General features: G+C 52.2%; 1 pseudogene. It reads right to left on the minus strand.

The features are described 5' to 3' along the window. Nucleotides 1–253 (minus strand): annotated as a pseudogene (gene ccsA / locus V7756_RS18910) (cytochrome c biogenesis protein CcsA); the annotation flags it as partial.

Raw genomic sequence — 253 nt, forward strand, 5'->3', positions numbered from 1 at the left:
AGCCACCCCAGCCCAGTTCGTAGTATGCCCACCAACTGCCGAGCGCTATGCCAAGTGTTAGGAAAACCCAGGCCACATTTGTCCAGGGCCTTGTCCAACGTGCCCAGGCAGCATCAACCCGTCCCTCTATCAATGCAGCAATCGCAAAAGAAAACGCTACCGAAAAACCCACATAACCCATGTACAGCATAGGTGGATGAAAAATCAGTCCAACATCCTGAAGCAGTGGGTTCAAGTCCGCACCTTCAATAGG

This window comes from Halopseudomonas sp., assembly GCF_036961105.1.
Taxonomy (GTDB): domain Bacteria; phylum Pseudomonadota; class Gammaproteobacteria; order Pseudomonadales; family Pseudomonadaceae; genus Halopseudomonas.